Source organism: Bradyrhizobium sp. I71 (assembly GCF_022354745.1).
Classification (GTDB): Bacteria; Pseudomonadota; Alphaproteobacteria; order Rhizobiales; family Xanthobacteraceae; genus Bradyrhizobium; species Bradyrhizobium liaoningense.
Window position 1 is genome coordinate 5,530,527 of record NZ_CP059398.1, and the last position, 26,150, is coordinate 5,556,676.

At 62.9% G+C, this 26,150-nt stretch carries 26 protein-coding genes; 16 read left to right on the forward strand and 10 right to left on the reverse strand.

The genetic code is table 11. The features are described 5' to 3' along the window. The first annotated feature begins 7 nt into the window (after positions 1 to 7). The 5 genes from FJV43_RS26655 to FJV43_RS26675 are packed head-to-tail and all read left to right on the forward strand — an operon-like array spanning position 8 to position 5,506. The gene (locus FJV43_RS26655; RefSeq protein ID WP_239622007.1) at positions 8 to 2,227 is read left to right on the forward strand and encodes a DUF3141 domain-containing protein; all 2,220 of its coding nucleotides are present in this window, start codon (positions 8 to 10) and stop codon (positions 2,225 to 2,227) included. Positions 2,228 to 2,256: 29 nt separating this feature from the next. Then, the gene (locus FJV43_RS26660) at positions 2,257 to 3,219 is read left to right on the forward strand and encodes a phosphate acetyltransferase (RefSeq protein ID WP_239622008.1); all 963 of its coding nucleotides are present in this window, start codon (positions 2,257 to 2,259) and stop codon (positions 3,217 to 3,219) included. A 5-nt stretch (positions 3,220 to 3,224) separates the two neighbouring features. Next, the gene (locus FJV43_RS26665) at positions 3,225 to 4,439 is read left to right on the forward strand and encodes an acetate/propionate family kinase (RefSeq protein ID WP_239622009.1); all 1,215 of its coding nucleotides are present in this window, start codon (positions 3,225 to 3,227) and stop codon (positions 4,437 to 4,439) included. Next, a complete protein-coding gene (fabI, locus tag FJV43_RS26670) occupies positions 4,436 to 5,224 on the forward strand; it encodes an enoyl-ACP reductase FabI (RefSeq protein ID WP_239622010.1) in 789 nt (262 codons plus the stop codon). The genes FJV43_RS26665 and fabI overlap by 4 nt, the downstream gene beginning before the upstream one ends. 18 nt (positions 5,225 to 5,242) lie before the next feature. Further along, positions 5,243 to 5,506 carry a DUF3551 domain-containing protein gene (locus FJV43_RS26675; protein WP_239622011.1) on the forward strand — a complete coding sequence of 88 codons (264 nt, stop codon included), beginning with the start codon at positions 5,243 to 5,245 and terminating at the stop codon, positions 5,504 to 5,506. A 42-nt stretch (positions 5,507 to 5,548) separates the two neighbouring features. Here the strand turns inward: FJV43_RS26675 and FJV43_RS26680 are convergent, their stop codons facing one another. The 5 genes from FJV43_RS26680 to FJV43_RS26700 all read right to left on the reverse strand — a co-directional run bounded on the left by FJV43_RS26680 (position 5,549) and on the right by FJV43_RS26700 (position 8,943). Next, positions 5,549 to 6,007 carry a MaoC family dehydratase gene (locus tag FJV43_RS26680; protein ID WP_239622012.1) on the reverse strand — a complete coding sequence of 153 codons (459 nt, stop codon included), beginning with the start codon at positions 6,005 to 6,007 and terminating at the stop codon, positions 5,549 to 5,551. Between the two features lie 13 nt (positions 6,008 to 6,020). Next, on the reverse strand, positions 6,021 to 6,671 hold the full coding sequence (locus FJV43_RS26685) for a 3-oxoacid CoA-transferase subunit B (RefSeq protein ID WP_239622013.1): 651 nt from the start codon (positions 6,669 to 6,671) through the stop codon (positions 6,021 to 6,023). Between the two features lie 4 nt (positions 6,672 to 6,675). Beyond that, positions 6,676 to 7,329: a CoA transferase subunit A gene (locus FJV43_RS26690; protein ID WP_239622014.1), complete on the reverse strand. Its 654-nt coding sequence runs from the start codon at positions 7,327 to 7,329 to the stop codon at positions 6,676 to 6,678. Between the two features lie 91 nt (positions 7,330 to 7,420). Next, positions 7,421 to 8,020, reverse strand: a complete 600-nt coding sequence (locus tag FJV43_RS26695; RefSeq protein ID WP_239622015.1) for a hypothetical protein — start codon at positions 8,018 to 8,020, stop codon at positions 7,421 to 7,423. Further along, entirely contained in the window at positions 8,017 to 8,943 is a 927-nt protein-coding gene (locus tag FJV43_RS26700) for an alpha/beta hydrolase (RefSeq protein WP_239622016.1), read from the reverse strand. The genes FJV43_RS26695 and FJV43_RS26700 overlap by 4 nt, the downstream gene beginning before the upstream one ends. A gap of 131 nt (positions 8,944 to 9,074) precedes the next feature. Between FJV43_RS26700 and FJV43_RS26705 the strand changes: the two genes are divergently transcribed. The 4 genes from FJV43_RS26705 (at position 9,075) to FJV43_RS26720 (ending at position 13,153) form a co-directional block, all read left to right on the forward strand. Continuing rightward, positions 9,075 to 11,582, forward strand: a complete 2,508-nt coding sequence (locus FJV43_RS26705) for an alpha/beta hydrolase (protein ID WP_239622017.1) — start codon at positions 9,075 to 9,077, stop codon at positions 11,580 to 11,582. Between the two features lie 8 nt (positions 11,583 to 11,590). Further along, positions 11,591 to 12,454 (forward strand): alpha/beta hydrolase, encoded by an 864-nt coding sequence (locus FJV43_RS26710; protein ID WP_239622018.1) that lies wholly within the window; start codon positions 11,591 to 11,593, stop codon positions 12,452 to 12,454. A gap of 23 nt (positions 12,455 to 12,477) precedes the next feature. Further along, on the forward strand, positions 12,478 to 12,654 hold the full coding sequence (locus tag FJV43_RS26715) for a hypothetical protein (RefSeq protein ID WP_239622019.1): 177 nt from the start codon (positions 12,478 to 12,480) through the stop codon (positions 12,652 to 12,654). A gap of 61 nt (positions 12,655 to 12,715) precedes the next feature. Then, positions 12,716 to 13,153 carry a potassium channel family protein gene (locus FJV43_RS26720; protein ID WP_239622020.1) on the forward strand — a complete coding sequence of 146 codons (438 nt, stop codon included), beginning with the start codon at positions 12,716 to 12,718 and terminating at the stop codon, positions 13,151 to 13,153. Position 13,154: 1 nt separating this feature from the next. On the opposite strand, the gene FJV43_RS26725 is transcribed toward FJV43_RS26720, so the two are convergent. Both FJV43_RS26725 and FJV43_RS26730 read right to left on the reverse strand, forming a co-directional pair. Then, positions 13,155 to 13,511, reverse strand: a complete 357-nt coding sequence (locus tag FJV43_RS26725) for an HdeA/HdeB family chaperone (protein ID WP_239622021.1) — start codon at positions 13,509 to 13,511, stop codon at positions 13,155 to 13,157. A 451-nt stretch (positions 13,512 to 13,962) separates the two neighbouring features. Next, positions 13,963 to 14,646 carry a helix-turn-helix domain-containing protein gene (locus FJV43_RS26730; RefSeq protein WP_239629615.1) on the reverse strand — a complete coding sequence of 228 codons (684 nt, stop codon included), beginning with the start codon at positions 14,644 to 14,646 and terminating at the stop codon, positions 13,963 to 13,965. 242 nt (positions 14,647 to 14,888) lie between these two features. Here FJV43_RS26730 and FJV43_RS26735 point away from each other — a divergent pair, with 242 nt between their 5' ends. The 4 genes from FJV43_RS26735 (at position 14,889) to FJV43_RS26750 (ending at position 17,492) form a co-directional block, all read left to right on the forward strand. Further along, a complete protein-coding gene (locus FJV43_RS26735; protein ID WP_239622022.1) occupies positions 14,889 to 15,521 on the forward strand; it encodes a response regulator in 633 nt (210 codons plus the stop codon). A gap of 87 nt (positions 15,522 to 15,608) precedes the next feature. Further along, a complete protein-coding gene (locus FJV43_RS26740) occupies positions 15,609 to 16,073 on the forward strand; it encodes a response regulator (RefSeq protein WP_345946102.1) in 465 nt (154 codons plus the stop codon). Between the two features lie 129 nt (positions 16,074 to 16,202). After that, positions 16,203 to 16,550 (forward strand): hypothetical protein, encoded by a 348-nt coding sequence (locus tag FJV43_RS26745; RefSeq protein ID WP_239622023.1) that lies wholly within the window; start codon positions 16,203 to 16,205, stop codon positions 16,548 to 16,550. A 276-nt stretch (positions 16,551 to 16,826) separates the two neighbouring features. Then, positions 16,827 to 17,492 carry a helix-turn-helix domain-containing protein gene (locus FJV43_RS26750; RefSeq protein ID WP_239622024.1) on the forward strand — a complete coding sequence of 222 codons (666 nt, stop codon included), beginning with the start codon at positions 16,827 to 16,829 and terminating at the stop codon, positions 17,490 to 17,492. 34 nt (positions 17,493 to 17,526) lie between these two features. On the opposite strand, the gene FJV43_RS26755 is transcribed toward FJV43_RS26750, so the two are convergent. From FJV43_RS26755 to FJV43_RS26765, 3 genes are read right to left on the reverse strand one after another with little or no spacing between them, the layout of a single operon-like run. Then, positions 17,527 to 18,111, reverse strand: coding sequence for an invasion associated locus B family protein (locus FJV43_RS26755; RefSeq protein WP_239622025.1), 585 nt, complete (start codon positions 18,109 to 18,111; stop codon positions 17,527 to 17,529). A 28-nt stretch (positions 18,112 to 18,139) separates the two neighbouring features. Then, positions 18,140 to 19,036 carry a dienelactone hydrolase gene (locus FJV43_RS26760; RefSeq protein ID WP_239622026.1) on the reverse strand — a complete coding sequence of 299 codons (897 nt, stop codon included), beginning with the start codon at positions 19,034 to 19,036 and terminating at the stop codon, positions 18,140 to 18,142. 10 nt (positions 19,037 to 19,046) lie between these two features. Then, the gene (locus tag FJV43_RS26765) at positions 19,047 to 20,735 is read right to left on the reverse strand and encodes a TrkA C-terminal domain-containing protein (protein WP_239622027.1); all 1,689 of its coding nucleotides are present in this window, start codon (positions 20,733 to 20,735) and stop codon (positions 19,047 to 19,049) included. 136 nt (positions 20,736 to 20,871) lie between these two features. On the opposite strand from FJV43_RS26765, the gene FJV43_RS26770 reads away from it, so the two are divergent. The 3 genes from FJV43_RS26770 (at position 20,872) to FJV43_RS26780 (ending at position 26,145) form a co-directional block, all read left to right on the forward strand. Next, entirely contained in the window at positions 20,872 to 21,552 is a 681-nt protein-coding gene (locus FJV43_RS26770) for a YoaK family protein (protein ID WP_239622028.1), read from the forward strand. Then, positions 21,549 to 23,240, forward strand: a complete 1,692-nt coding sequence (locus tag FJV43_RS26775) for a SulP family inorganic anion transporter (RefSeq protein WP_239622029.1) — start codon at positions 21,549 to 21,551, stop codon at positions 23,238 to 23,240. The genes FJV43_RS26770 and FJV43_RS26775 overlap by 4 nt, the downstream gene beginning before the upstream one ends. 151 nt (positions 23,241 to 23,391) lie before the next feature. After that, positions 23,392 to 26,145 carry a decarboxylase gene (locus FJV43_RS26780; protein ID WP_239622030.1) on the forward strand — a complete coding sequence of 918 codons (2,754 nt, stop codon included), beginning with the start codon at positions 23,392 to 23,394 and terminating at the stop codon, positions 26,143 to 26,145. Positions 26,146 to 26,150 lie beyond the last annotated feature (5 nt).

A 26,150-nucleotide genomic window follows, 5' to 3' on the forward strand; every position in this document is an offset into this window, starting at 1 on the left:
TCGGGACATGACGATGGAAAACTTGAACCTGCCGGGTGGTCCCCTGTCCGGGGTCGTCGCCGCGGCCGTCGAATACATGGTCGATGCAGGGCAGCGGAGCGTGTTGTTTCTGGACATCATGCGCCAGCGCGGCGACCAGTATCGCGAGCACGTCGCGCAGACGGCGCCGCATGTCCTCCAATATGCCGCTGAACTGATCATCGATGGGCGCAAGCTCGACGAGCCCGTCAACTACGCGCTGGTGCGCATCATTCCACCCAAGGGGGTCGAGATCGATCTCGAACGGCGGCCGTTCATCGTGGTCGATCCGCGCGCGGGACACGGTCCGGGAATCGGCGGCTTCAAGGCGGACAGCGAGATCGGCGTTGCCATGAAAGCGGGGCATCCCTGCTACTTCATCGGCTTTCTGCCGGAGCCGATGCCGGGGCAGACCATCGAGCGCATCGCTCGCGCCGAGGCGCTGTTCATCGAGAAGGTCATCAGCCTGCATCCGAAAGCCGACGGCAAGCCCTGCGTGATCGGCAATTGCCAGGCCGGCTGGGCCGTCATGATCCTGGCGTCGCTGCGGCCTGAATTATTCGGGCCATTGATCATCGCCGGCGCGCCGCTCGCTTACTGGGCCGGTGTGCACGGCAAATATCCGATGCGTTATTCCGGCGGCCTGTTGGGAGGGAGCTGGCTGACTGCATTGACCAGCGATCTCGGCGCCGGAAAGTTCGATGGCGCCTGGCTGGTGCAGAACTTCGAGAACCAGAATCCATCCAACACGCTCTGGACCAAGCAATACAACGTCTATTCCAAGGTCGATACCGAGGCCGATCGCTACCTGGATTTCGAGCGCTGGTGGGGTGGGCACGTCAACCTGAACGCCGAGGAGATCCAGTTCATCGTCGATGAGCTCTTCATCGGCAACAATCTCGCGGCCGGCAAGATCGAGATGTCGGACGGGCAGAAGGTCGATCTGCGCAATATCAGGTCGCCGATCGTGGTGTTCTGCTCCAAGGGCGACAATGTCACGCCGCCGCAGCAGGCACTGGACTGGATTCTCGATTGCTATGCAGACGTCAACGAGATCAGGGCATATGGACAAACCATCGTCTACACCGTTCACGAAAGCATCGGGCACCTCGGCATCTTCGTCTCCGGCGGCGTCGCGAAGAAGGAGCATGCGGAGTTCTCCAGCAACATCGACCTGATCGATATCCTGCCGCCTGGACTTTATGAAGCGACGTTCGAGGCCAAGGGTGAGGAGACCACGAGTTCCGATCTCGTCGTTGGACAATGGGTGATGCGCTGCGAGGCGCGAACGCTCGACGATATCCGCGCCATGGGCGGCAATTCGCCCGAGGACGAGCGGCGCTTTGCGGCCGCAAAACGCGTCTCCGAGATGAATCTCGCGGCGTACCGGAAGTTCGTGCAGCCCTGGATCAAGAAGATGGTCACGCCACAGATGGCGGAGACCATGCGCAACCTGCATCCGCTGCGATTGCAGTACGAGGTCCTCAGCAGCCGGAATCCCTGGATGGGCGCCGTGAAGACGGCCGCCGAGGAGATCGAGGAAAAACGCAAGCCTGTGGCAAAGGACAATCCGTTCCTGGCCTTCCAGGAGCAGATGTCCAAGCAGATCGTTCATGCGCTGGATAGCTGGCGCGACGCACAGGAAGCCCTGAGCGAGACGATCTTCCTCAATGTCTATGGCTCGCCTGCACTTCAGGCGGCGGTCGGGATCGATCCGAACTGGGAGTCTTCGCGCAAGCGCGAGATGTCGGCGGAGCACCGGACAATGCTCGAGAAGCGAATCGCCGAACTGAAGTCCAGGGTGGGCGAGGGCGGTCTTCGTGAAGCCGCCATTCGCGGCCTGCTCTATATCGGCTCGGCCCGCGGAATGGTCGACGAGCGGAGCATCGAGGCGCTGCGTCAGATACGCCGCGATGCCGGCGGTTCGCGTTTGACGCTGCCCGAGTTCAAGATGCTGGTGCGCGAGCAGTTCTTCATGCTGTTGCTCGACCAGCAAGGCGCCCTGGCCGCGATCCCGAAGATGCTTCCAGAAGATGTCGCGCAACGACTCGCGGCATTCACAATGATCCGCGAGGTCCTTTCCGCGAGCGGCGAAATCACCGGCGAGCGTGCAAGCCGCCTGCAGCGTATTGCCGCGCTGTTCGGCGTCGAGGCGGAAGGGGGAACGTCAAACATTACCCCTTTCGACCCAAAGGCGAAAGCATCTTAGGCGTTCATGGAAGAGGCGGGAGCGAGATCATGTCAGCCGATACGAGGCCAGCGCAGTCTCCCAGCAAGTACGATCGCTTGATTGCGGCAGCGAAGGCCGTGCCGCCGGTGCCGACCGTGGTGGTGCATCCTTGCGATGAAACCTCGTTGCGCGGAGCCGTCGATAGCGCGCAAGCCGGGATCATCCGACCGATCCTGGTCGGACCCGAGAGAAAGATCAGGGAGACGGCGGGCAGGCACGATCTCGATATCTCCGGCTTCGAGATCGTCGATGCCGCGCATAGCGAGGAGGCCGCGTCCAGGAGCGTCGAGCTGATCCATGCAGGCAGGGGCGAGATGCTGATGAAAGGTAGCCTGCATACCGACGAACTCATGCGCGCCATCACGGCCAAAGTGGGCGGCCTGCGCACCGACCGCCGTATCAGCCACGTCTTCGTGATGGATGTTCCGGCCTATGCCGACACGCTGCTCGTCACCGACGCCGCCATCAACATCTTTCCCGATCTCGATGCCAAGCGGGACATCATCCAGAACGCCATTGATCTGTACAACCAGGCCGGCTTTGGAAAATCGCCGCGCGTGGCGATCCTGTCGGCCGTGGAAACCGTGACATCAAAGATCCCATCGACGATCGAGGCGGCCGCCCTGTGCAAGATGGCCGACCGCGGCCAGATCAGTGGCGGCGTGCTCGACGGGCCGCTGGCCTTCGACAACGCCATCGATCCCGAGGCGGCACGGATCAAGGGCATCAAGTCCGAAGTTGCCGGGCGAGCCCAGATCCTCGTCGTTCCCGATCTCGAAGCCGGCAACATGCTGGCGAAGAATCTCGCCTACTTCGCCAAGGCCGACGGCGCCGGCATCGTGCTCGGCGCCCGGGTGCCGGTCGTGCTGACGTCCCGGGCAGACACGCCCCGTGCGCGCATGGCGTCCTGCGCGGTGGCGTCGCTCTATGCCAACGCCCGGCGCCAACATGCGCCGACAGTCGCTGCGTGACCGCGATGGATACGATCCTCGTCGTCAACGCAGGTTCCTCGAGCGTCAAGTTCCAGATCTTTTCTGTCGAGGGAGAGGGTATCCTTCGCCGGCAGATCAAGGGCCAGATCGACGGCATTGCCAGCCGACCACGGTTGCGGGCGAGTGGTGCGAACGGTGAGACGCTGGCCGAGCGAGCGTATCCGATCGAGGCCGTCGCGGACGTTCCGGCGGCGATGGAGATCGCCGGGAGCTGGTTGCGGGACGAGCTTCGCATCCACCCGATCGCGGTCGGACACCGCGTCGTGCATGGCGGCCCGGACTTTGACCGGCCGGTATCGATCGATCACGGCATTGTCGCCCGCCTGGAACGCTTCGTCAATCTCGCACCACTGCACCAGCCGCACAATCTGGCGCCGATCCGGTCGATCCTTGCCGGCTTCCCGAGCTTGCCGCAGGTGGCCTGCTTCGATACCGCCTTTCATCGAACGCACAGCGCGGTCGCCGATCACTACGCGATCCCGCATCAGCTCCATGCCGAGGGGGTGCGCCGCTATGGTTTCCACGGGCTGTCTTACGAATATGTCGCGAAGGCCCTGCCGCAGATTGCGCCCGACATCGCGAACCGGCGGGTCATCGTGGCTCATCTGGGTAGCGGCGCCTCGATGTGCGCGCTCAACGAGGGACGAAGCGTCGAAAGCACCATGGGCTTCACGGCGTTGGACGGGCTGCCGATGGGCACGCGGCCCGGCCAGCTCGACCCCGGTGTCGTGCTCTATCTCATCTCCGAGAAGGGCATGTCGGCATCGAACGTTCAGGACTTTCTCTATCGCGATTGCGGACTGAAGGGACTCTCGGGCGTCAGCAACGACATGCGGGAGCTCGAGGCCAGCGACGACGCCAAGGCCAAGCTGGCGATCGACTATTTCGTGCATCGGATCTGCCTCAATGCCGGCATGCTCGCGGCCGCATTGCAAGGTTTGGACGCCTTCGTCTTCACTGCCGGCATTGGCGAGAATTCCGCGACGATTCGCGCCCGTGTGGTCGAGCAGCTCGGATGGCTCGGTGTCAGCCTCGACCACGCCGGCAATTCTCGCAATTCGCGGCTGATATCGCGTGCCGAGAGTCGTATCCCCGTCTATGTCGTACCGACCGACGAGGAACTGATGATCGCGCAGCACACGCTGTCGCTGCTGATGAAGCAGCCATCAAGCAACTCCAGACAAGAGAGGGCGTCATGATCCCCGTGTTCCCGGATACCAAGGTTGCCCTGAAGGGTAAAAAAGGCCTCATCGTCGGCATCGCCAACGACCAATCCATCGCCTGGGGCTGCGCAAGGGCGTTTCGCGCCCTCGGGGCGGAGCTCGCCGTCACCTACCTCAATGACCGTGCCAAGAAGCATGTCGAACCGCTCGCGCATGCGCTGGAAGCGCCGATCTTCATGCCGCTGGACGTCATGGTGGAAGGCCAGACCGAACAGGTGTTCGAGCGGATTGCAAGCGAGTGGGGGCAACTCGATTTCCTGCTGCATTCGATTGCATTTTCGCCGAAGGAGGCGCTGCACGGCCGCGTTGTGGATGTCGGGCGCGACGGTTTCCTGAAGACGATGGATGTCTCCTGCTGGTCGTTCATGCGGATGGCGCATCTCGCCGAGCCGCTGATGAAGAACGGCGGCACGATGTTCACGATGACCTATTACGGCAGCCAGATGGTCGTGAAGAACTACAACGTGATGGGGGTGGCCAAGGCCGCGCTTGAAGCGGCGGTCCGCTACATTGCGGCCGAACTCGGTCCGAAGGGCATCCGTGTTCACGCGATCTCACCGGGCCCGCTCGCCACGCGCGCGGCATCGGGCATCCCGGAATTCGATGATCTCATGGACAAGGCGCAGTCCACCGCGCCGACCCGCAGTCTCGTCAGCATCGAGGACGTCGGCAATGCCACGGCGTTCCTGGCGCTCGACGGGGCCAAGCTGATCACCGGCGGCGTTCTCTATATCGACGGCGGCTATCACATCATCGACTGATTGACGGAGGAGGTTCAGGTGCGTGCGCTTGGGTTGAGCCTGTTTCTGCTCGCGATCCATTTCGTGCCGGCGCAGGCACAAACCTACGATCCCCGCTACGCCGTATGCATGAAGGTCTATGAAGGGTCCTTGGGCGGAGGCGAATGGATCGATTGCAGCTACACATCGCTGCCGCAGTGTCAGGCTTCAGCATTCGGTCGAGCCGCCACATGCGTGATAAACCCGTACTTCGCTCAGGCTTTCCCCCGTGGGGGATACCCGCGATATCCACGAGCCTATTGACGGCATCCTCCGGATTGCGGCAGCCCAGCCGTGGCTGCACACCTAGCGATAATGCAGCGCGATCAGCTCGGCGACGCAGGCCGGCTTCTTGCCGCCCTCGATCTCGATGACGAGATGATAGTTGACGCGCAGGCCGTCCGGCGGCACGTCCTCGGCTTCGGCGACCGTGATCCGCCCGCGCAGCCTCGATCCGGCGGGGACGGGGGCAAGATATCGGATTCGATCCGCGCCGTAGTTCAGGGTGTTGCGCAGGCCCTTCAGGCCCATCACCGAACGAATGAAAAGAGGCGCGAGCGACAGGGACAGCAGGCCGTGCGCGATGGTGGTGCCGCCTGGCGCTTCCCTCCTGGCGCGCTCCTGATCGACGTGGATCCACTGCTCGTCGCAAGTCGCCTCGGCGAACTGGTTGATGCGATCCTGCGTCACCTCGATCCAGTCGCTGACGCCGATCTCGGTACCGACCGCGGATTTGATCTCGTCGAAGTTGCTGAATATGCGCATGATGGTGGCCTGCTCAGATCTTCATTTCCGGGATGTCGTCGGGCACGACGAGTTCGGCGTCCGTCACCGCCATGACCTCGCCCACGCTGATGCCGGGAGCAATCTCCAGCAATGTGGCCTTGCCGTCAGGAAAGCCGATCACCGCCATGTCTGTCACGACCAGCTGCACCGGCCGGACCGACGTCAACGGCAGCGTGCATTTGGCGACGATCTTGGACTTGCCTTTCGCAGCGTGCTGCATGGCGACGATGACCCGCTTGGCGCCGCTGACGAGGTCCATCGCGCCGCCCATGCCCGGAACCATCTTGCCGGGGATCATCCAGTTGGCGAGAAGTCCGTGTGCATCGACCTGGAGCCCGCCGAGCACGGTGACATCGACGTGGCCGCCGCGGATCAGTCCGAACGACATCGCGCTGTCGAAGGTGCTGGCCCCCGGCAGCGCGCTGATCGGGCGGCCGCCGGCGTCGGTCAGAAGAGGGTGCTCCAACCCTTGCTCCGGAATCGGGCCCGTGCCGATCAATCCATTTTCCGACTGAAAGAACACGCTCAGCCCCGCCGGGACGTAGTTGGCGACGAGCGTCGGAATGCCGATGCCGAGATTGACGAGGTCGCCGCTTCTGAGCTCCCTGGCGACGCGTCGGGCGATGATCTCCTGTGCGTCCATGGCTTCACCCGTTTGGGTTGGTAATGAGATAGTCGACCAGCGGCGCCGGCGTCACGACGTGGTCGGGCGCGATGACGCCAACGGGCACGATGTGTTCCGCCGTCACGATCACGGTGTCCGCCGCCATCGCCATGACCGGATTGAAGTTGCGCGCGGTCAGCGCATAGGAGAGATTGCCGAGGTAATCGGCGAGAAAAGCGTGCACGAGCGCGAACTGCGCCCGCAATGCGGTCTCGAGCAGGAACGGTTTTCCGTCGACTTCGATCTGGCGCTTGCCCTCCGCGACCAGCGTGCCGACGCCGGTCGGCGTGAGGACGCCACCGAGACCGCACCCGCCTGCGCGGATGCGCTCGACGAAGGTGCCCTGTGGAATCAAATCGACTGCGATTTGCTTGGCCAGCATCTGTTGCTGCGCCTTCGGATTGAGGCCGATATGGGTCGCGGTGAGACGCGAGACCAGTTCCGCATCGAACAGCTTCCCGACCCCCTTGCCGGGCAACGCAGCGTCGTTGCTGATGATGGAGAGCCCTGCCTTTCGTTGCCGGACGAGCTCGTCGAGCAGACGCAACGGCGTGCCGACCCCCATGAAGCCCCCGACCATGATGCTTGCGCCCGCCGGGATCATCGCGACGGCTTCTTCGATGGAAACGGCCCTCATGGTTCCAACTCCAGTCGGCAGAGATCAAGGAAGCGAGGGTGGAATGCTCGCTTTGCGTTCATCCCGGTCCCTTGATCTGCGTCAAGGCTTCTCATGATTCGTGGACCGCGATGCCGACGCCTTGGAGCGCGCTGGTCCATAGCTTGCGAATCTCGACGTGGCGATGTTCGAGCGTAGCGCTGACAGCGTCGCGATGGGGCAGTAGTTCCGGTCCTTTCAGAAACAGGATTTGCGCCTGCAGCAGCCTGCCGCTCTCCAGTTCGATGCGCCGCAAGGCCATGACGAAGGGATCGTCGGCATTGGCTTCCCTCGGGAGCAAAGCTGCCGGCCTTATGCCGGCATGCACGGCATGCGCGAGTGTTGCCAGGCCGACTGCCCGCGCCAGCGGCTGATCCGGAATGCCTTCGGCTGGTTGCGGAAACCATGCCGTCTCCCAGGACATCGATAGGTACCCCAGCGCAAGGTCTGGGACCCAGGACGTCGCCCGAAGCAGCAGGGAGACGATCTCCGCCTCATGGTAGACCTGCGCGTTCAATTCGGTCTGCCAGGCGGACACGAGCTTTGCGGGCAGCGCGAACGCGAACTGCCGCGCCAACGCGCCATGGGCGGAGGTCAAGAACGCGGCGACGCGAGTCTGCTGCTGCGGCGGCACACGGCCTTGCGGGTCGAGCGGTCCAAGGAATTCGCTCATGTGGCCGGTCCCTGCACGGGAATGGCACGCAGATGATCGTAGCCGGCGGGAAACGCAATGAGCTCACCGCCGGCCTCTTCCGGCGCGATCCAGACAGCCTTGTTGCCCTGCCAGTGGCCGGCCAGCACGCCCTCGGCGAAGCGGGCGAGCAGGTCTGCGGTCAGCGCCGGCTTCTCCAGTGTGAAGGCGTGATAGGCGCGCTGGATGATCACGAGCGCGCTGTTCGGAATCTCGGCGCGCAGGGTCTCATGGACTGCGCGGGGCGTCAGGAAGTCGAACTCGCCGTTCAGGATCATGGTCGGCAGGGTGATCGACGACAGTTGCGGCGTCAGCGGACGGAAGTCGAGGAAGGACTCCATCAAGTTTTGCAACGCGAAGACGTCGTTGACCAGCCAGCCCTGCCGTTTCACGCTGTCGAGCTTGTCCAGTACAGGCCCTAGCCATTGATCGGAGACGTTCATTGGCAGCAACAAATCCTGCAGGTAGCTGGTGCCGCCCAGGATCAGCCCGGTGCGGAGTGCGTTGCCAAGCAGGAACAGTTGCGGCGGAAGCTCCGCGAAGCAGCTCATCGGCGCCAGCCCGGCCAGCCGCTCGCCGTGCTCGATCGCGTAGCGTAGCGCGATCAGGCCGCCGAAGCTGATACCGGCGAGAAAAATGGGTCCGTCGCCGAGTTCGTCGACCAGGAGATGAAGCGCCGCCACCTGATCATCCTGGCTGATGAAGAGAGCGGGCTTGTCGGACTCCCCCTGGCCGAGCAGGTCGAACGTCGCGACGCGGAATTGCCGCGCAACCAGGGCTTCACGATACGCGGCCCAGAGCGCGGCATATTGTGTAAGCCCGTTGACCAGCACATAGGCGGGAGCGTTCGCTGGCCCGTCAAGCTCATAGCGGATGCGATACGAGCCGTGACTGAGAAAGGGCATTGCGAGGTCCGGACCAGATGGATGGCAACCACAATGCTCGTCCACGAAGACAGCGATCCATTGAGTTAGATCAAGGGTCGGCCACGATCGCGTACCTAGCCTTTTGACAAAATTGCCAGGAGGAAGCCGCCATGGCCGGAAAGAATTTCATTCGGCATTGCTGTGTGAGTCTGCTGTTGCTGTTGGTGGGGACCGCGTTGGCGGTCGCGCAGCCCTACAGCCGCCGCTCGTCGCAGATGCAGCATGATGAGCTGAAGAAGACGGTCGAGATCCCGAACTTTCGCCTCGGCGGCAAGTACGATCTGTCCGATCCGTCGAAATGGGAGAATGGTGGCGAAGGCGGCGTGACGCTGGAGTCGCTCGGGGCGGGCAAGCTGCACTCGGCCTACATCGCCGTCGGCACGCCGCGGCGCAATGCTGCCGGGGAGATCACCAATGCCGTGATCATCAACTCGTACTATTCCGGCGATTCGACGGACATGTACGAGCAGTGGGTCAAGGGTGCTGCCTTGTCGGGTGGCGTGCCGATCATCGGGCCGGGCCGGCCAATCGATACCAATCGCTACTATGTCGTCATGGTCGATCCGCTTGGCACCTGGGGTGCGAGCAAACCGTCCGATGGTCTCGGCATCAAGTTTCCGCAATACAGCTACTACGACATGGTCCAGGCGAACTACCGCATGCTGCGGGACGGCTTGAAGATCGCCCGCGCTGCCTTGGTCACCGGCGTCTCGATGGGAGGCACGCAGACCTATGTCTGGGGCGTCATGCATCCGGAGTTCATGGGCGGCTTGATGCCGATCGGCGGCACCACCCAGTCGGATTCCGAGGACCCCGTCGGCAACTGGACCTTCCAGCTCATGACCGCCGCGATCGAGGCCGATCCGGTGTGGCAGCAGACCAAAGGCGATTACTACAAGCTGCCGAAAGAGAAGCACCCGATTCCCGGCATCGCCTTCGGCTGGTCGGTGCTCGGCCTGACCGGCTACGACTTCGCTTTCCGCACGACGCAGAGCTTTGCGGCCGTGCAGCCGGAAGTATTCTACTGGGACCCGCCGAACGAGAAGGCCGCCAGCAGCGTGATCACGCGCGCCAAGCTCTACGACGCGGTCGATCTCGTCTGGCGCAACAGGGTGGGTGAGATTCACAACGTCAATCCCTATCTGGGCCGCATTCAGGCGCGCACGATGGTGATGCACATCACCAACGATGGCTGGCTGAACTTCAAGCTTGCCGAGCGCGCCGTCGATCGCGTGCCGGGGGCCCAGCTGATCTCCGAGGAGAGCCCGGTCGCCCATTACGGCGTGTTCTCGATCGTCAACCACCGCAAGCACGATCCGAAGTTCGTCGCCTTCATGGACGACGTGGCGAGCCTCGACCGCGCGCAGAAATACGTCGACAAGAATTATCGCGCGCCCGGCGTGGCCGCGAACATCGATCCGGACAAGTCGTTCTGGAAGGACTTTGTGACCTACCCTTATCCTGTCAAATACGCGACCACGAAAGACAAGCGGGGCACGTCCTGGCAGATCGGCTACATGGACGAGTACGCGGGCACCGATAAGGATCCAAAGGTGCTCGTCATCATTCATGGCAAAGGCGCGTTCGGCGGGCACTACGGTAACGTCATGCAATATGCCCTGCGTAGCGGCCTGCGCGTGATCGTGCCGGACCTGCCGCACTACGGCATGTCCGGTCCCGGTAATCTCGACAAGAGCCCGGCGCGGACGATGCAGGACATGCGCGAGGCCGTGTACGATCTCGTGGTCAATCAGCTCGGCGTCAAGAAGGCCTATTACCTCGGTCATTCGCTCGGCGGCCAGGTCGTCATGGGCTATGCGCTCACGTGGCCGGACGCCGTCCTGGGCCTTGCGCTCGAAGCACCCTCGGGCCTTGAAGAGTATCCGCGCGACATCACGATCGCCAAGGACAAGAAGGCGCGCCTGTTCGATCAGGTGTTCGATCATGATTTCGACAAGTGGAAGGAAACCTGGGGTCCGACCGGCATCCTTGCCGCGGAGGTCGGACGCCCGGAGCAGAGTGTCCGCGACTTCTTCTATTTCAAGAAGCGTGATCCGGAGACCAACGCCGTGTCGGCGGCGAAGAGCGGCTATTTCTACAGCGACAGCGAATATGCCCGCTTCCACACGGAGCAGCGCGTCGGGCTCATCAAGGGCAACCCGAAGGAGCTCGAGCAATGGGCCAACGTCTTCATTTACGACATCTATTCGATAGGGTCCGAGCTGCAGCAGGATGACCCGAAGAACCTCTACCAGCGGGTGGCCCAGATCAAGGCGCCGATCTTCATCTCCTTCGGCGACAAGGAGCCGTTCATCCCGACGCCGGCGTTCAACGGCTTGACGGACCTCGGACGCGACGTCATCACGCCGTTCATGTCGCGCATGACCAGTGCGGGCAACCGGCCGATCCTCAAGATCTATCCGGAGACCGGTCACTTCATCCACACCGACAATCCGGTGGAATTCCCGGTCGACGTGGTGGACTTCGTGATCAAGGGAACGGTCGATACGTCATCGCCGCTCGGTACGGATCGGATGATCAAAGGTTCGGCCGTCTCGGCCTTGCCGGTGGCGCCGACTCCACCGGGCGCCGCACCGACGGCCGGCCTGAACAAATAGGCCGGACCATGTCAACGGTTGAGGCGGGTGAGGTCCGGTTGGGCTGGCGAGAGTGGGGCCAAGGCGATGTCACCGTCGTCTTCATCCACGGCAATCTCGCCAGCAAGGACTGGATCGAGCTCGCTGCGCCGATGTTTCCGAGCGGACTGCGCGTGATCGGAATCGACTGGCGCGGCTGCGGCGACAGCGATCGGCCGAAACCCGCGGCCGACTATGCCAACTACTCGATGCAGCAGCATGCGCACGACATGCTGGCGGCACTGGATGCGCTGGGCGTCGGATTTTGCCATCTCGCGACCCACTCGACCGGCGGCATCATCGCCGCAAGGATGCTGCTGATGCAGCCGCAGCGGTTCGGGCGGGTGTTTGCGCTCGACCCGGTCACGCCGCTCGGAATGTCCTTCAATGCCGATCAGATCGGCCTTTTCCGGGCGATGATGGCGAGCAAGCAGCTGACGCGGACGGTGATGGCCACCGCGGCATCCTCGCTGTTCGTGCCTGAAAGCCTTGCGCCGAACGCGATCCCGCGATTCCGCGAGGGCCTCGGCGAGATCCCGGCGCTGTTCGATCGCATCATTGAGCAGACTTTTGGCGTCTCCGAGGGCATCTGGATCGGCACGCCGGTCAACCTCAACCGGGAAAAGGAAAGCCGGGAGCTGGAGCGCCGCATGCCGGAAATCCAGCATCCGCATCTCGTGCTCTGGGGCGAGCAGGACGGGTGGATACCGCCGGCGGATCTCGAAAGCATGGCGGCGGCGATGCCGGACTGCCGGCTCGTGACCGTACCCCGGATGGGTCATTCCATGAATCTGGAGCTGCCGGCGCTTTATGCCGGCTATTTCGGCGCCTGGTTCGGAGGATTGGCGCAATAGCAATTGTTCAATGGAGGATGCGCATGGCTGAAACCAGAAAGCTTTCCGTCGAGAAGGCGCTCGACAAGCTGCGCGGCGAAGAGCAGACGAAGTCAAGGACTGAGCGGCAGGACGAGAAGACCGAAGCGCTTCACGAAGAGATCAAGCGCATGAGAGCTCAACGGCTGCGCCTCGACCGGAAGCCGGGTAAGCAAGGTTGAAGTGCGCTCACGCCATCGGGGCGGGCAAGCCTGGCGACCGGGCACGCGGGGAGGAGGGACAATGGTGCTTCAATTCCTGCTTGGCACCATTGTCAGCCTGATGAACATCATGATCCACGCGCTGGTCACGGTCGGCGCGATCGGGATCGCCCGTTCGGCCGGGCTGCGACATACGGTATGGCCGAGACTGCACCTGATGGCCGTGATGGTCGTCACCGCCGCCGTTCTGATGGTGGCGCATACTTTGGAGAGCGTCGTCTGGTCGGCGGCTTACCTGATGGCCGGCGTGGCGCCTGCCGGGAGTGACTTGGTCTATTTTGCCTTCGTCAACTACACCACGCTCGGCTATGGCGACATCACGCCGGTCGAGGCGCGCCGCCTGCTGGGCCCCATGACTGCGATGAACGGCATCCTGTTGTTCGGCTGGTCGACCGCCGTATTGTTCGAGGTTCTGCGCAAGACCGTCAAGCACCTGGCGGCGCTCGAGATCCGCGACTGATCTATCGCTTCAGCTTGATCCCTTCGCGGGCCCGGTAATCGTTGAAGACAACGTCGATCGCCTGGATGACTTTCTTGCCGGGATTTGCCTTGCAATGGACGATGATCTCGTGCTCGAGCGCCTTGGTGCGGTCGACGCGCATCAGATGCTTCTTGCCAAGACCGTTGTACCAGCCGCTGTACCAGACCATCAGGTAGTCCGCGTCCTCCTGGAAGGTGTTGGCCAATTGAGCACAGGTCAGCGCCTGGACGTCGATATAGCCGTCCGCATTCGCGTAGGTCTTCAGTTCGACCTGTGCAACCGCGGGTACAGCGGCGAGCATGGTGCCGCCGATGACAATCCAGATCATGCGTGACATCTCTTAGCTCCTGATGCGAGCGAACGAGGACGACTCGTCGGTTTCAGCGACGGCCAGCTCGATTGACGGGGCCCCCTCGGTTCGCCGGGGTTCCAGGTCGCACTGCTTCGCGGGCGATCGGGCGCGGTCGTAGAACGACCCCGGCTCTCGCGACGCAACTCGGCGGATAATCCACGTACTGGCAGTAAACGACGGCTCCGGCCGGCCGGGTCGTCGCCATCAAGCTCGAAAATGCCACCGTTGTCCCGATGGCCAAGGAGGCCAACGTGAACGAGGCCGAAAATGAGTTGCGCGATCGCATGAATCCCTCCCTGAAATGTCGTACTTCGCGTTCGAAGTATTCCGACCTTGCTACCTGGACGGTGAAGCCGTCGTCTTTCGTTGATTGAAATCAACCGCCGAGTACGGTTGGCTGCATGATCACGGCGTAGGTTGCCAACGACTCTCGGCTTCAGCTCTGGAGGTCGAGGCTGGCAAGCTTCGCCCGGTCTTGCAGCACGATCTGCCGTTGGGTATTGCCGACGAAGCCGAGAACGCCCAATTCGTGCAGCCGCGACAAAGCGCGGGACACCGTCTCCAGCGTCAGGCCGAGGTAATCCGCAATGTCGCGCCGCGACATCGGCAGCGCGATAACGCCCGCGGCGGTCAGGCGCTTATCCATCTCGAGCAAGAAGGCTGCAACCCGCTCAAGCGACGTCTTGCGGCCCAGGAGCAGCATGTGGTCCTCGGCATGATGGAGATTGGCGGTGGTCATGCGAAACAGGTTCTTGGCGACCATGACGTCGCTCTTCGCCACCAATTCAAGACTTTGACGCCTGATCAGGTGAACGGTGGTGTCGATGATGGCTTCCGCCGTGAAGCGATGAGCTCCGCCATTCTCGAGGCCGAAAATGTCGCCCGGGAGGTGAAACGCGCCGATCTGGCGCCGGCCGTCGGTCAGCAGCTTGTAACTTCGCACTGCACCAACCTTGACCTGATAGACGTACTCGGCCGGCTCTTTCTCCCCGTAGACTTCAGTGCCCTTCTTGTAGGTGAATTCGGTTAGACTGACGATCGTATTCGGATCGCTGGTCATTCCGAAGTCACGGAGAGAATTGGGGCGCGGGGACCGGTCGGTTGCGATACGCACAAACATGGACCGCCTCCTCTGGTCGCTTGACTGGTTCGTCGCTGAGATTATTTCGCTGCCGGGAGCGCCTCGCTGTTTCCCGGACGATTGGTGTACGATGAAGGCCGTGTTATAAGCCATTGTCTCTCAGGTCATTGTACCAAGGGGCAGGGCGGAATACGTTGCACGACATGAATTGCCTCAGGCGCATTTTTCTTTGGTTGCTTTTGTTGCGCATTTGAAGGTTGCGGACCCCCCCAGGAGGTCAAATGCCCGGCTTGGTTCACGTGGTAGACGACGACGCCTCCTTCCGCACGGCCGTCGAGCGCCGGCTGAAGCTCGCTGGTTATGAGGTCGCCACCTATTCATCGGCCCAGGACCTGCTCGAGCGGCTGCCGGACGGCGATGGCCCCGGATGCATCTTGCTCGATGTGCAGATACCCGGGCTCTCCGGTCCCCAGCTGCAGAGCCACCTCACCGGGCTCGGGTCCACGCTCCCGATCGTGTTCGTGACAGGCTACGCCGATACGGCGACGACCGTGCGCGCCATTAAAGCCGGAGCCGAAGATTTTCTCACCAAGCCCGTCTCGTCGGAACAGCTGCTCGATGCGCTCGCGCGTGCCTTGATCCGCCAGCAGGCCGACCACATCCAGCGCACGAAGCTCAGTTTGCTCCAGATGCGGCTGAAGTCACTGACGCCGCGCGAACGCCAGGTGTTCGAATTGATCGTGCGCGGCAAGATCAACAAGCAAATTGCCCACGAACTCGGCACCGCCGAACGCACCGTAAAGGCCCATCGCCATCAGGTGATGGAGAAAATGCAGGTGCAGTCTCTGGCGGAACTTGTGTCGATGGCGGAGCGGCTGGGCGTACTGGATCCCGAAGCCAACCGGCCCGGCTGACGACGCCTGTGGTTCCGGCGGGTCTTCACCAAGCAACCTGCACACAAGGACTATTTCAAAGCTCGGCAAGGGTATGCTGTAGTCCGGATGCGCGGGCTGCAGTCGGGCTTGTTGTCCGACTGGATCCAAATCGTCCGGCAAACTGACGCCAGCCAATACCTGGAAGGACCGCCGAACTTGTCCTCGTGCAAGCCTGTTCTTGTCGTCGACGACGACGCGTCGATGCGCATGAGCATCAAGCGCCTTCTGCGCGCGCACGGCTTCACTGTGCTGCTGTTCGACTCGGCACATGCGCTGCTCGGCCATGGCGGCTGCGGCGAGGCAGCATGCATCATCATCGACATCAATCTGGACGATGCCTCCGGGATCGAGTTGCGCCGCAGGCTTGCTGAGCATGGCGTTGCGGCACCGGTCATCTATATCACCGGCAACGACAACCATTCGAGCCGCACGGCCGCAATCGAGTCCGGATGTATTGCCTATCTGACCAAGCCTTTCGCGGCAAAGGCGCTAATCGACCCCATCCATAGCGCCTGGTCGGCGGCAGACTAGCGGCCAGCGATTGCCTCTTCATCCCGAATTGGGGGTGTCGGTTGACGCGGATCAACCCCATCATCCGTGGCGCTGGATATTGAAGTCTGCTTCTCATTGGGAGCAATCGCCTATGCAGGGAGATGAGGTATGAAACGCTTATTGATGGTCACTGGCATGGCTGCTGCGCTGACGTCCGGCGCGGCGCTCGCCCAATCGGTTGACCTTACCGGCACTTACACATGCGTCCAGATGTGCCGTGGTGATTTGCCGGCCCACGTTACGCAGAACGGACCCGAGCTCAATCTCACCACCGAGGCGGGCGTGCCGTCGCGCGCATGGCCGGACTGGTACTCGCCAGCGAGCCGCATCTGGATCGATGCTTACGACATAAGCGCTGTTTATACGCCTGACGGCATGACGATCCAGTTCGACAACGGGACCATCTGGCAGCGCTATGTGCCGCCGCCTGCGCCGTCACGTCGCAGGGCGAAATGAGCCAAATCCGTCGACAAGACCCTGTGGCGGCTTGATGCCGACCAACATGGCTCGACCACCAACCTATATAAGAAGGGCGTAGGGCCCAATTGCGCAAACTTCCCCCCATGGTGGCGCAGAGCAGCACATGGCCTTTCGAACTCCTGGTGCCCGTCCTCGCTCGCCGCGGGCAATCACGTAGCCACCGCTTGGAGTTGAGCTAGATCAAATGCGCTCGTATGCTATTGCCTAAAGTTCCCGAATTCACTGCCAATTCAATTTGTAGGGAGTTCTGCAATGTTGATCAGGACCAGGACAGTGAGCCGTCCTGCCAATGACGGGCAATTGGCGGCCCTCGCCGGCGAACAGGTCTTTTGCAGCGAGTTCACTTATCGGAGGGGAACGGAAGTCTTTGGAGAGGGCGAGGAGGCCGGGTACGTCTACCAGATCGTGTCTGGTGCGATCCGGACCTACAAACTGCTCTGCGATGGCCGCCGGCAGATCAACTCGTTCCATCTTCCGGGCGACCTGTTCGGGCTGGAGAACGGCGCGGTTCATCGTTTCACCGCAGAAGCAGTCATTCAGACCAAGGTTCGCATCACGAGCCGGCGACACTTGCTCGACAGGATCGAGCACCAGGAGGAGGGCCAGGCAAGCCTGCTCACCCTCGTCACGCGCAATCTTCAGCACGCGGAGAACCACATGCTTCTCCTGGGCCGGAAGACGTCCGTCGAGAAGGTGGCCGCATTCCTTCTGGAAATGGATCGGCGACAGGATCATCCAGACGTGATGAGCTTGCCGATGAGCCGCCGCGACATCGCTGACTATCTTGGATTGACGCTCGAGACGGTATCGCGCGCTCTCTCGATCCTGCGTGATGACAACATGCTGCGGTTTGACGGGCAGACGCAGCGCCAGCTCGTGCTTCTGGATCGCAAAGCGCTGGCGCAGCTCGATGCCTGACGGTACAGGGACGATGTTCGGTGGGTTCGCCGTTTCATTCGTCGATGTCCTGCTCGAGCATCTGCGCCGGAGCCCCCTTGTGGACAGAGCCGAACTGCGCCAGCGGCAGCGAAGTCGTCAGCGACAGCAGATTGGAATCGACCACTTCCAACAGGAGAGCCTTTCCCGCTTCCATGTCTCTGATGATCCTTGGGTCTGCGACATCCGCCGCGATGCAGGCGTTGCTGAGGCACCAGGTGTAGGGCACATGATAGGAATTGCCCTGATCGACCGTGAGCTTGACAGGGTGCTGCAAGAACATGCCGACGGGCACGAACACTTGCAGGCGCCCGTTGCGGTCGCCGTCGCGCTCGATCAAGTCCACACGGACGGCTATCTGACCGGTTGGAAAGGTGCCGGTAATCGAGGTCCGGCACAGCGTCGGAGCTCCAGCTGCCTTGAAGCACAGCTTGCGCCAGCTTCCATACGTGATGTCCTTTGCCTCGCGCTGGCCCCGGGGTGCGACTTCCGCAGGCTTGGCCGCGCGCGGCTTTTCGCGCGCGACCGCCTCCACAACCGGCGCCGTCGTGACGATGATTGCAATCAGCCAGGCCGACAGGCAGTAACGCGCGGTGATCATGGCCGTGTCTCCAAACATGGCAATTCGGCTATCGTCGAGCCTCGAGAAACTTCGCGACGAGCGGCGACCAGATCGGGATTGCGTCCGGCGATCCTATGAAGAAGTGGCCCTCGTTGCCGAACGGCGGCATCAGGTGATATTCCGCGCTGCCGCCTGAGGCGGTGAATGCATCGTGCATGCGCTTCGACAATGCGGGGCCGAAAAACGTATCGTTCTCGATATAGATCCAGAGCATCGGTATACGCGAGGTGCGACCGAATTCGCGGGTTGCTTCGACCAGCTTGTCGGGCGCGCAGTTGTTGTTCGGCTTGCCGTCGACACGGCCGCCGCGGCCGGCCGCAAAGGTGATGATCGCCCTGACCTGAGGCGGATTGAGACTGGACAAGGCGATAGACCCCCAGCCGCCTGCGGATTGCCCGACGACGATGACGTCCTTGGGCATGATGCGCTTGTCGGCGACCATGTGGTCGATGATCCACAGGTCGGCCTGTGCGACCGCCATGCCGGCGGAGCGGAAGCTGGGGTTGCTGCACTTGCCGATCTTGGCGAAGAACGGGCCGTACAGCGCGCGCTCCGGGATGTCGATGGCGGAGGCGCCATAACCGGTACCGACCGGTGCGACGACGAAATGGCCGCGCATGGCGAACCATTTGGCAGCATCCCGGAATTCCACCAGCGGAAAGAAGCTGCGCTCCGTCGGATTGAGCGACACGCCATGGTTCATGATGACGAGCGGAAACGGACCGTCACCGATTGGGCGCACCACGTAGGCGAAGGTCGGCAGCGGCAGCGGCAGCGCCCAGACCTCTTCCTGGATACGGCGTGAAGCGGCTTGATCGTCTGCCCGGGCTGGCGCCGCGATGCAGGCCAGGAGCAGCAACGTTTTCAGGAGCAGTCGAACGCTTTGATGACGGCGAGACTTCATGCGTGTGTCCTCACCCGGTGAACGTGCAGGCCACGATGATCGGTCCGAGCACGGTCAGAACGACGTTGCCGACCGCATAGGGAACGGCCACGCCGAGCACCGGCGTCTGACTTTCGGCAACTTCGCAGCATCCCGTCACGGCCGCATCGACCGTCATGGCTCCGGCGAGCGCTCCGCAGGTGATGACCGGATTCATGCCAAGCACGTGATAGGCAAACAGGGTCGCGACGATCAGTGGAACCAGTGTGACGACGAGGCCCATGCCGACCAGCATCACGCCGTGCTCCTGGATCGCGAGCCAGGCAGCGTGTCCATTCGCAAGGCCGATTGCCGCGATGAACCCACCGAGGCCGAAGTCGCTCAGGGTCTGCTGCGCGGCCGGCGGCATGGCGCCGATGGTTGGCCGGCGCGAGCGCAACCAGCCGCAGACGAGGCCCGCGATCAGCGCGCCGCCGCCGCCGCCGAGCGTCAGCGCGATGCCGCCGACCTTGAAGCTGATCAGCCCCGCGAGCAGACCTGCGGCGATCCCGGCCGCGAGGAATGCGATATCGGTGCGGTCGCCGGAGCGCACGATCTGTCCGACCTGGGCGGCGGCGCGCTCGATGTTGCGGGTGGTACCGACCATCGTCATGACGTCGCCGACATAGAGCCGTGTGTCGGGGCTCAAGGGAACCTCGCGGCCCATGCGGGTCAGCGCGCGCAGAAAGACGCCGCGTGCGTCGTTGCCAAGGCGATCGGCGACCTCCTGGAGGGAACGGCCGTGGAGCTTGCGGTTGTCGACCAGGACGTCGACCACGTTGCCCGGTATCGCCTTGAGAATCTCATCGGCATCGATCTCGGTCCCGATGATGGGGCGAGCGGCGACGATGGCGGCCGTTCGCCCGGCAATGACGATGTCGTCACCGGCTTCGAGCACAGTATCCAGATGCGGCTCGATATCGGCGCCCTGGCGTACGATGCGTTCGACGACGGTGCGGCTGCCGATCTCTTCTTCGATCGCCTTGACGGTGCGGCCTGCGGCTGCGGCAACGCGATAGGCGCGGGCCTGGAATTTGCGATAGTGCAGGTTCTCTGTCTTGGGTGGTTCGCCGCCGGAGAGTTCAGCCTCGAGCTTCTTCGCCTCGACCTTCAGGTCGATCCCCATCACCTTCGGTGCAAGCAGCGGGACGTATATCAGCGTGAGAATATAGCCCAGCACATAGGTGACGGCATAGCCGGCAGCGATATTCGCCTCCTGATGCTCCAGCACGTCCTTGGGAAGTCCGAGCTGGGCCAGCGCACCCGAGGCCGTGCCGATCACCGAGGACTGCGTCAATGCGCCGGCGGCAAGTCCCGACGCCGTGCCGGGATCGAGACCGAAGCTGAAGGCGAAGACGAGCACGACGATCAGGCCGGTGCCCCCGAGCACCAGCGCGAGCGCGACCTGTGCCAGCGTTCGGACGCTCAGAGAGGCGAAGAACTCAGGCCCGGACCGATAGCCGATGGTGAACACGAACAGGCTGAACAGCACGATCCTGAGCACGGAGGGGAACGTGAAGGTGCCGAGCTGACCGATCAGCACCGCCACGATCAGCGTGCACGCCGTCGTGCCGAGGGAGAATTCGCGAATTTTGAGGCGGCCGAGAATGGTCCCGAGCGCCATCGACAATAGCAGAAAGATCTCCGGCGCAGTTGAAATGATTCCCCTGACTGCGTTCATCGTCGTGGATCCCGGCGCCTCGTGGCGGGCCAAGCTGGGCTCGCAAGCGGCCGGGATGGTTGATCCAAGTCAACCCTTTCGCGGGCGGGACCACTCTTGATGGTCCAATGCACCCGCGACGAACCACGCCACGAACATGAGCCTGACGAATACCGCCAGTCCTTCGCTGCGCCGCGACGAGACGGTGTCGATCGCGCTGCTGCTGGCTTTCGTTGGCGGCTATCTCGACGCCTACACCTGGATCATCCATGGCGTGATGGCGAATGCCCAGACGGCAAACCTCGTTCTGCTATGGGTCCATGGTTCGGCCGGGAATTGGGATGATGCGCTTCATTTCGTGCCGCCAATTCTCGCATTTGCAGTCGGCATTCTGCTGGTGACCTGGCTTCGCGGCGTCATCGGACAGCGCATCAGCGCCATCAGCTCACTCCTCGAGATCCTGCTGCTGGTGACGATCGGCATCCTGCACAACCGCCTGCCGGATCTCGCTGGCACGCTCGGAATCTCGTTCGTTGCTGCGATGCAGACGGCCGCTTTTACCAAGGTCGAGGGCGTGGCCTACAGCTCGGTGATGATCACCGGCAACATGCGCCAGGCCATTGAAGGCGTTCTCATGGCTCTTTCGGGTGGCGGTCCGCCCGGGCCGCTGCGACGCTCCGGCATATTTGCCGCGCTTTGCGTCGCCTTCGGCGTGGGCGCGGCCGTCGGGGCCTTTGCGACCAAAGGCATTCCCGATCTCGCGCTTGGCATTCCCGTGACCGCTCTGCTGATCATCCTGTTGCGCTGCGAAATCGAACGGAGCGAGGTGCCCGCATGAACTCGCCGCCCGACCGACCCGTGGGATGGTCGCGATTCTTCCCAGTCTCCGGCTGGCTTGTTGCCTATCGTGGCGAATGGCTGGCATCGGACGCAGTGGCCGGCATAACGCTGGCCGCGTACGCGATTCCCGTATCGCTGGCCTATGCGACGCTCGCCGGCCTGGCGCCGCAGGTTGGCATCTATGGCTACATGCTCGGCGGTATCGGCTATGCGCTGCTCGGGTCGTCGCGGCAGCTCGCAATCGGTCCGACTTCGGCGATTTCGCTGATGATTGCCTCCACGGTCGGGGTGCTCGCCGGCGGGGACGCGGTGCGATACGCGCAGATCGCCAGTCTTGCGGCTTTTGCGGTCGCGGTCCTGTGCTTCGTCTGCTGGCTGTTCAAGCTCAGCGTCCTCGTCCGCCTGGTCAGCGACAGCATACTGGTTGGCTTCAAGGCCGGCGCCGGGCTCACCATCATCATGAGCCAATTGCCGAGCCTGTTCGGCGTCGCGGGCGGTGGGCATAATTTCTTCGATCGTGCGTTGCGACTCGTCGCGCAGATCGGCGACACCAACCTTCTCATCGTGACGATCGGCGCGGTGGCGCTCGCGCTTTTGCTGCTTGGCGAACGGCTTTTGCCGGGAAAGCCTGTCGGCATCACGATCGTCGCGCTGTCGATCCTCGCTGCCACGCTGCTCTCCCTTCCGGCCGCCGGCGTACCGGTGACTGGAAAGATCCCCGAGGGATTGCCGACACTGGCTCTGCCGACGTTTGGTCTCCTGCAGTTTGACGATCTCTTTCCGCTCGCCGCAGGCTGCGTGCTGCTGGCCTACATTGAGGGCGTCTCGGCTGCTCGCAGCTTCGCGGCCAAACATGGCTACGCACTGGACGTGCGGCAGGAATTCCTGGGGTTAGGGGCCGCGAATCTCGCTGCGGCTTGTGGTCACGGCTATCCCGTCGCCGGCGGGCTGTCGCAATCCGCTGTGAACGACAACGCGGGGGCGCGCACGCCACTGGCCCTGCTGATCTGCTCGATCGCGCTGGCGCTGTGCCTGCTGTTCTTCACGGGACTTCTGACGAATCTGCCGAAGGCCGTCTTGGCCGCCATCGTCTTTGCCGCAGTGTATCGGTTGGTGGACGTCCAGGCCCTGCTGCGGATGTGGAAGGTCAGCAGGCTCGACTTCTATGCTGCGGCGATTGCGCTCGTGGCCGTGCTGCTGCTCGGCATCCTGCAGGGTGTCCTGCTTGCGTCGATTGCATCGATCTTCCTCCTGCTGGCCCGCGCATCGCAGCCGAACATTGCATTCCTCGGCAGGCTTCCGGGAACCGGACGCTATTCCGACAACGCCAGGCACGACGGCGTCGAGCCGCTCGTTGGCGTCATTGCGTTCCGTCCTGAGGCGTCGCTCCTCTACATCAATGCCGAAACCATCCTGGCGGTGGTCCTCGAAGCCCTTCACAAGTCGTCCGACATCAGGCTGGTGGCCTGCGACCTCTCCGCATCGCCCTACATCGATCTGGCTGGCGCGCGCATGCTGCGGGATCTCCATGACGAGCTCGCCTCCCGTCGCATCGCCTTCTGCATTGTTGGCGCTCATGCGCAATTGCGCGACCTGCTGCAGGCGGAGGGGCTCGCGGAGAAGACCGACAGCTCGCAGTGGCTGCGATCGCTCGACAGCGTCCTCGGTGACTCTCAAGTCAAATAGCCTCTGCTGCAGCGCGAAGCGTCCGAGCGAGAAGTCACCAGCGCGTCTCCGATATCTCGCGACCGTTGATTTGGATCAAAGGAGCGGGCCCCCCGCCGTCCACGGTCCATCATCACCTTCCACGCGAACCGATAATAATCGGGAGATACATATGTCGAAGGACGCCAAGCCCACGCAGAAGCGCATTGATCAGTTCTTTTCGGGGCCCGGTGCACGGGCTGACGATTGGCGTGATCTGGTGGATGCTGCCAAAGCGTGGGCCCGCGGCGGCGACCGCGCGAAATACGATGCGGCGCTGGCCGATCTCTCGGTCACGGAGGAGTTTCACGGCTATCCCGGCCTGCAATTGATGGGGGCGCTACGCGAAGCAGCGGCGGCCGGCGATGGGGCAACCTCGCTTGCCCTTGCGACACGGATCACCCAGGCGTTGGCGACGCGATCCTTCCGCCAGCATTCCGGCGACTGGAGCGCGAAGGACGAGGGCGACGGCGATGTGCCCGAGCTGGTCCCACCGACCTTCGGTGCGCATACGACGCGCAGGCCCTATTTCGAGACGCTGATCGTCACCGGGCTGTCTCCCGGCCACTGGCCGGCGCTCGCTGCCGAATGGCGCAAGCTGCGGCGCCCGGTCGATGCCTTCATCTATGAGCCGGTCATCGTCGGTAGCCTCGAAGACGCCTTCTGCGCGACGATGCTCAACCCCAACATCGGGGCCGTCATCATCAACGAGGGGTTTGGCCTGCGCTCGCGGCACAATGCGCCGGTGCTCCGTTCGATCACGGCGTCGGCTGGCCTCAACGACGAGTCCGATGCCTCCGCGCTGCGGCTTGCACAGATCATCAAGCGCGTCAGGCCCGAGCTCGACCTGTACATGATCTCGAATCGCGACGTCGAGGAGCTGGCCGGAAATCCCGAAGCCAGCGTCATCCGCCGCATCTTCTATTCGGTCGAGGAACTGCTCGAGCTGCATCTGTCGATCCTCGAAGGCATCCAGGATCGCTACGACACGCCGTTCTTCGACAATCTCAAGAAATACGCACAACGCCCGATCGGGACGTTCCATGCGCTGCCGATCGCCCGCGGCAAATCCATCTTCAAGTCGGACTGGATCCGCGACATGGGCGAGTTCTACGGCCCGAACCTGTTCCTGGCCGAGAGCAGCGCCACCACCGGCGGCCTCGACAGCATGCTGGAGCCGACCGGCAACATCAAGAAGGCGCAGGAGAAGGCCGCCCGCGCGCTCGGCGCCGACCGCGTCTTCTTCGTGACCAACGGGACCTCGACCTCGAACAAGATGGCGGTGCAGGCGTTGCTCGCGCCGGGCGACATCGCGATCGTCGACCGCAACTGCCACAAATCGCACCACTACGGAATGGTGCTCGCAGGCGCACAGCCGCTCTATGTCGAAGCCTTCCCGATGACGGAATATTCGATGTACGGCGCCGTGCCGTTGAAGACGATCAAGCAGGCGCTGCTCAGCGCCAGGGCCGACGGCCGGCTCGAGCGGGTCAAGATGCTGGACCTCACGAACTGCACCTTCGACGGCCACATCTACAACACCCGGCGTGTCATGGAGGAATGCCTGGCCATCAAGCCCGACCTGATCTTCCTGTGGGACGAAGCCTGGTTCGGCTTCGCGCGCTTCTCGCCCTTCCTGCGCCGGCGCACAGCCATGGGGGCTGCCAACGAGATCGAGGCCTGGATGCATGATCCGAAGTCGGTCGCGGCCTATGAGAAACAACAGGCCGAGCTCGGCAAGAGCCCGTCGGACGAGGTGCTGCTCAAGACGCGGCTGATTCCCGATCCGCGCCAGATCCGGTTGCGCGTCTATCAGACCAACTCGACCCACAAATCGATGTCGGCGATCCGGCAGGGCTCCATGCTCTCGGTCAAGGACGTCGAATTCCACACGGTCGAGCAGCAGTTCAAGGAGGCCGTCTTTACCCATGCCTCCACCAGTCCGAACCAGCAGCTCATCGCTAGCCTCGACATCTCGCGGCGGCAGATGGAGCTGGAGGGCTACGGCCTCGTCGCCAACGCGATGGAAATCGCGCTCGCCATTCGCCATGCCGTCAACAACAACCCGCTGCTGTCGAAATATTTCCGCATCCTCGGCGCCGACGCCATGGTGCCGGCGCAATACCGCCAGAGCGGCTTCACCGACTATCTCGCACCGGGCGTCAACTGGGTAAATTCTCTGAAGAGCTTCGACGAGGACGAGTTCTGCCTCGATCCGACCCGGATGACGCTGGTATGCGGCACGGCGGGCTACGACGGCACCCAGTTCAAGGGCATCCTCGCCAACGAGTACAACATCCAGGTCAACAAGACCTCACGCAACTCGGTGCTGGTCCAGTCCAACATCAACAACACCCGCAGCGACGTCGCGCATCTGATCCGAGTCCTCGCCGAGATCGCGGGCGAGGTCGATCGCGGGCTCGCGCAAGGCGGCGCCAACGCGAAGAAGACTTTCGAAGCGCGGGTCAAGAGCTTGATGACCGACGTGCCTGACTTGCCGAACTTCTCGCATTTCCACCCGAGCTTCCGCGGCGATGCCGGCACCAGGACGAACGAGGGCGACATCCGCACCGGCTTCTATGCCGCCTATGATGTGGCGGGGTGCGAGCATATCCGCCTCGACGATCCCGAGATCGACCGGCGGCTGAAGGCCGGGCCCGAGCTCGTCTCCGCCAATTTCGTGATCCCGTATCCGCCGGGCTTCCCGATCATGGTGCCGGGCCAGGTCATCACGCAGGAAACCATCGACTTCATGCGCAAGCTCGATGTGAAGGAGATCCACGGCTACGACGCCAAGGAGGGGCTGAAGCTCGTCCGCACCGAAGCGTTGGCGAAGCTGGGCCGACCGAAGCCGGCCGCTCCGTCGAAGCTCAAGGCCGCGTCATAAGAGGG